General features: G+C 33.7%; 6 protein-coding genes. 5 read left to right on the top strand and 1 reads right to left on the bottom strand.

The window, feature by feature from the left end; translation table 11 throughout:
* The coding region (locus AC06OU_RS07355) for a lipoate protein ligase C-terminal domain-containing protein (protein ID WP_475854972.1) at positions 1 to 166 on the top strand (166 nt) is incomplete at its 5' end.
* A 164-nt stretch (positions 167 to 330) separates the two neighbouring features.
* Positions 331 to 531 (top strand): hypothetical protein, encoded by a 201-nt coding sequence (locus tag AC06OU_RS07350; protein WP_475854971.1) that lies wholly within the window; start codon positions 331 to 333, stop codon positions 529 to 531.
* A 130-nt stretch (positions 532 to 661) separates the two neighbouring features.
* On the opposite strand, the gene AC06OU_RS07345 is transcribed toward AC06OU_RS07350, so the two are convergent.
* Positions 662 to 1,114 carry a YehR family lipoprotein gene (locus AC06OU_RS07345; RefSeq protein ID WP_475854969.1) on the bottom strand — a complete coding sequence of 151 codons (453 nt, stop codon included), beginning with the start codon at positions 1,112 to 1,114 and terminating at the stop codon, positions 662 to 664.
* A 457-nt stretch (positions 1,115 to 1,571) separates the two neighbouring features.
* Here AC06OU_RS07345 and AC06OU_RS07340 point away from each other — a divergent pair, with 457 nt between their 5' ends.
* The 3 genes from AC06OU_RS07340 (at position 1,572) to AC06OU_RS07330 (ending at position 3,958) form a co-directional block, all read left to right on the top strand.
* Positions 1,572 to 2,129, top strand: a complete 558-nt coding sequence (locus tag AC06OU_RS07340; RefSeq protein WP_475854967.1) for an excalibur calcium-binding domain-containing protein — start codon at positions 1,572 to 1,574, stop codon at positions 2,127 to 2,129.
* A 122-nt stretch (positions 2,130 to 2,251) separates the two neighbouring features.
* The gene (locus tag AC06OU_RS07335; protein ID WP_475854966.1) at positions 2,252 to 3,649 is read left to right on the top strand and encodes a ComEC/Rec2 family competence protein; all 1,398 of its coding nucleotides are present in this window, start codon (positions 2,252 to 2,254) and stop codon (positions 3,647 to 3,649) included.
* A 57-nt stretch (positions 3,650 to 3,706) separates the two neighbouring features.
* On the top strand, positions 3,707 to 3,958 hold the full coding sequence (locus AC06OU_RS07330; protein ID WP_169360264.1) for a DUF3006 family protein: 252 nt from the start codon (positions 3,707 to 3,709) through the stop codon (positions 3,956 to 3,958).
* Positions 3,959 to 4,039 lie beyond the last annotated feature (81 nt).

Genomic DNA, 4,039 nt, shown 5'->3' with positions numbered 1-4,039 from the left:
ATTTTTCGGAGACTTCTTTGGAGTAGGAGAAGTAGAAGAGGTTGAAGTGCTGCTTGTAGGTAAAAATTATAGCAAAGAAGCCATTGAACAAGCTCTAGAATCAGTAGACGTACCAAAATACTTTGGTGGGATAACGAAAGAGGAATTGATCCAGTTAATGTACTGATTAATTGTTCGAATAGTGCCTGGTAAACAGTCCATATCTAAATGGGCTGTTTTTTCTTATGAAATAAATAATTTTGTAGTACTTGGAACAGTTTTGGATAATTATGTTAAAGTTAAGTGGGGTAAAACGGAACAACACCAGAAGTATTGAATAGGGGGGGTTTTATGTCACGCTATATTTCAATGGGCATTTTAATTTTTTTAGGTAGTTTAATGTTAGGCTATGGGCTTTTAGCGTTTGTGCAGGTAACGCTTGATGCTATTCTAGTTGGTACGATTCTAATCATAGCTATGTTAAGTATAATTATTACTTTGTTAATTAAAATCTATGAACTTCTTAAGAACCAAAATAATTTCAGAATTTAAGTTAGGCAATAAAAAGGCATATCAAAGATCAGTATAGGGCTAACTTTGATAATGCCTTTTACTTTTTTTATATCTAAAATAAGTACGATAAAAAAACGCACTTGGAGGATCCAAATGCGTTCATCATTCACTATTTTACTTCCTTAAAGCCTTGACTAACTAGCATATCAGCTGATTTTTCCATACTAATTCCATTCTTTTTAGGGTCTTCGCTAAATGTCATACCTGGCAGGTCCATAATTTCATCAAAGTCGACAGCCTCATAATCTATTACTAAGGATTCGATTGCCTTGGTATCATCATACTCAAGTTTATGTGTTATTCCATCAATGTTTTGGAATTGTTCGGTCATAGGCTCAAAAAGTTCTTTCGCCTGTTCTTTCGATTCAATACCAGCTAGTTCATACTCGATAATATTTTCTGTTGTTTGCTTTGTTACTTTATCACCTTTAGCCGTGTACTCTAACGTCGTTGCAATGCCATTCTGCTCAGCCTCAAACGTTCTAGTTGTTTCATCCTCACCACATGCTGTTAGAAATACAGCTAAAACTACCAATGTAATAAATCCGATTAATTTTTTCATTGTTAGACTCCTTGTCAATTATTATTTTTAAATTAGTTCTTCTTCATATAAAGAGAAGAGATTTGTCTCATCAATAACCTACAATTTTAATTTTTATACTCTGGGATGTATCTTCCTTTCTACTAATCTATTAACAAAACGCTTCAAAACTAATAACCCTTGTAAATGTCGCGAATTCCAACACTTAGGTACATCGGTAATTTAACATTACGGAAAACCTGAAATGACTGATCTTTTATGTAAATTAGAACGTTCATAATTCGGTGGAATAACATTTGGAATTTTACTATGACGTTTAAGTATACAAAGGCTATATAGTAGAGGATGTCAGTTACTCACTAATAACTGACATTTTAATGAAATCATTTTGCTAATGAAACATTTTCCCGTTTTTACCATTAATTAAACATAAAGTGGTAAAATATATAAGAAAAGTAATTATGGTAGGAGTGAAGAAATGAACAAGAAGTTGGGGCAATGGGTAGTAGTATTGGTATTAGTGATTAGCTTTGTATTTATGAATGGGACGAGTATGGAAGCTGCAAGTAAAGTCATGTGGGGTAAAACAGAACTGAAGCTAGGTCAAATTGGTAAAGCGACGGTATTAGAAGATGCAAGTTTAGTAAAATTAGAAGGAAATGGATCATTAAGCACGATAAGAAAGTTGAAAAAGGGTGAAGAATACCGTGTGTACAGTTTTAAAGGTGCACAAGGTGGCTTGTACGGAGTAGGTGGGGGAGCCTACATTCAAAAAGGGAATAAGATAAAATATGAAACTCCTTCTAAGTCAAAGTTAGCTCTCTTAGAAAATGCACAGAAAAATCCACAGAAAAATCCAGTTTCACAGAAGCCAAGTCAAACAGAAAGTGGCCTAGAGATTGTTGCAGGGGCTCCTACAAAGTTTCAGAATTGTAAAGAGTTAAATAAGGTTTATCCACAGGGAGTAAAAAAGGGGCATCCGGCCTATGCTCCAAAGCATGACAGAGACAAAGATAACTGGGCATGTGAAAGATAAGTTAAATAGTTAATGTACAATGGTATCTCCTAAGAGGTATCATTTTTTTGTTGCTAGAAACTTCCATCGACATATTTTTAATAGGAAAGTAGGATAAAAGTATAAGAAAAGGAGAGAATAGCATGTATAAAAAATTTACAAAGATATTTTTAGCATTAATGATCATGATGGGTATTAGTTTCTCTAACATTTCAGTAGCAGAATCAGCACCTGTTATGTGGGGTAAAACAGAACTTAAACTAGGGCAAATAGGCAAGGTTACAATATTAGCAAATACTAAACTAGTAAAAATAGAAAATAACTCTTTAAAAGAGGTTCGAACATTAACAAAAGGCGAGGAATTCCGTGTCTATAGCTATAAAAGTGAACATGGCGGCCTTTATGGTGTAGGTGGCGGAAGCTTCATACAAAAAAATACAGCAAAAGTTAAGTATGAAACACCATCAAAGAGTAAGCTAGCTTTATTAGAACAGCAAACTGCTTCCTCAAACAGCAATGCTACAACAGTAATGTGGGGAAAAACCGAGCTTAAAAAAGGACAAATTGGTAAGGTTACAATTTTAGCTGAAACAAATTTAGTCAAACTGGAAAATGGTTCATTATCTAAAGTTCGTACTTTAAAAAAGGGCGAAGAGTTTCGTGTTTATACATATAAAGGCGAGCAAGGTGGATTATATGGAGTAGGTGGCGGAAGCTTCGTACAAAAAAGCTCAAAAGTTAAGTATGAGACACCATCTAAATCGAAGCTTGCTCAATTAGAAGCTTTATCTTCCAAAGAAATGAAAGTACATTTTATTGATGTCGGTCAAGGAGATTCAATATTAATCCAGTCACCAAACGGGAAAAGCATGCTGATTGACGGTGGGACAAAGTCAAAAGGTGATACAGTAGTAAAATTCATCAAATCTCAAGGGATTACAAAGTTAGATTATGTGGTTGCTACACACCCTGATGCAGACCATATCGGGGGACTAATAAAAGTTTTGGAATCTAACATTAAAATTGGTACATTTATGGATAGCGGTAAAGTGCATACTTCAAATACGTATAAGGACATGCTAACATTAATTCGTAATAAAAATATAAACTTTAAAATACCAACTAAAGGTGAAAAAATTACATTTGATAATTTAAATCTGCAGGTGCTAAATGTTGGAACGACTAATAGTGATAATAACGACGCATCTATTGTACTAAAGCTAGCTTATAATAATATTTCATTTCTTTTTACAGGTGATGCAGATACAGGAAAAGAATCAGAAATAATGAGCAAATATAATGTAAAATCTACTATTTTAAAAGCTGGTCATCACGGATCAGATACAAGTAGTTCCGAAGCCTTCTTAAAAGCAGTTAAGCCAGAAGTTACGATACTTTCTTATGGCAAAAATAATCAATATGGTCACCCTCATAAAGCAGTGATGGATCGTCTAAAATTATATAAATCAAGTATTTATCATACTTTATCAGGTACAATAACTGTTAAGACAAACGGTACAACTTATTCAGTTAGTCAGTAAAAATATCTTCGGCACAGGAGATGCGTCACACTATTAAAAGTTAGGGAGTGAAGGTAAATGAGCTCAAGTAAAAAATATACACTAGACCGCATTGAAGAAGGTATGTATGTTTTTTTGGAAGCACCAGAAGAAATGAACCAGCTGATCCTACCAACATCTACTTTTGATCTTGAACTAGATGAAGGCGATATTGTTAATATCACAACAACTGATGAAGGATATCAATTGGAAGTTTTAAAAGAAGAAACCTTAGATAGACGTGAAGAAATCAGTGCTTTATTAGAAGATCTAATAAACAGAAATAAATAAATGAAGAGGCTCGGACATAACTAGTCTCTCAAGAAAAACGTGAAATCGGAAAAAACTCGATTTCACGTTTTCTTTATTATA

It is taken from the genome of Psychrobacillus sp. (assembly GCF_056205495.1).
Note: the sequence above shows the minus strand (reverse complement) of the source record. Positions and strands in the feature narration are given on the sequence as shown.

Bases quoted from the DNA above. Each gene is read 5' to 3' on its own strand.
- AC06OU_RS07350 (WP_475854971.1), top strand. From the start codon at position 331: ATGTCACGCTATATTTCAATGGGCATTTTAATTTTTTTAGGTAGTTTA.
- AC06OU_RS07345 (WP_475854969.1), bottom strand. From the start codon at position 1,114: ATGAAAAAATTAATCGGATTTATTACATTGGTAGTTTTAGCTGTATTT.
- AC06OU_RS07340 (WP_475854967.1), top strand. From the start codon at position 1,572: ATGAACAAGAAGTTGGGGCAATGGGTAGTAGTATTGGTATTAGTGATT.
- AC06OU_RS07335 (WP_475854966.1), top strand. From the start codon at position 2,252: ATGTATAAAAAATTTACAAAGATATTTTTAGCATTAATGATCATGATG.
- AC06OU_RS07330 (WP_169360264.1), top strand. From the start codon at position 3,707: ATGAGCTCAAGTAAAAAATATACACTAGACCGCATTGAAGAAGGTATG.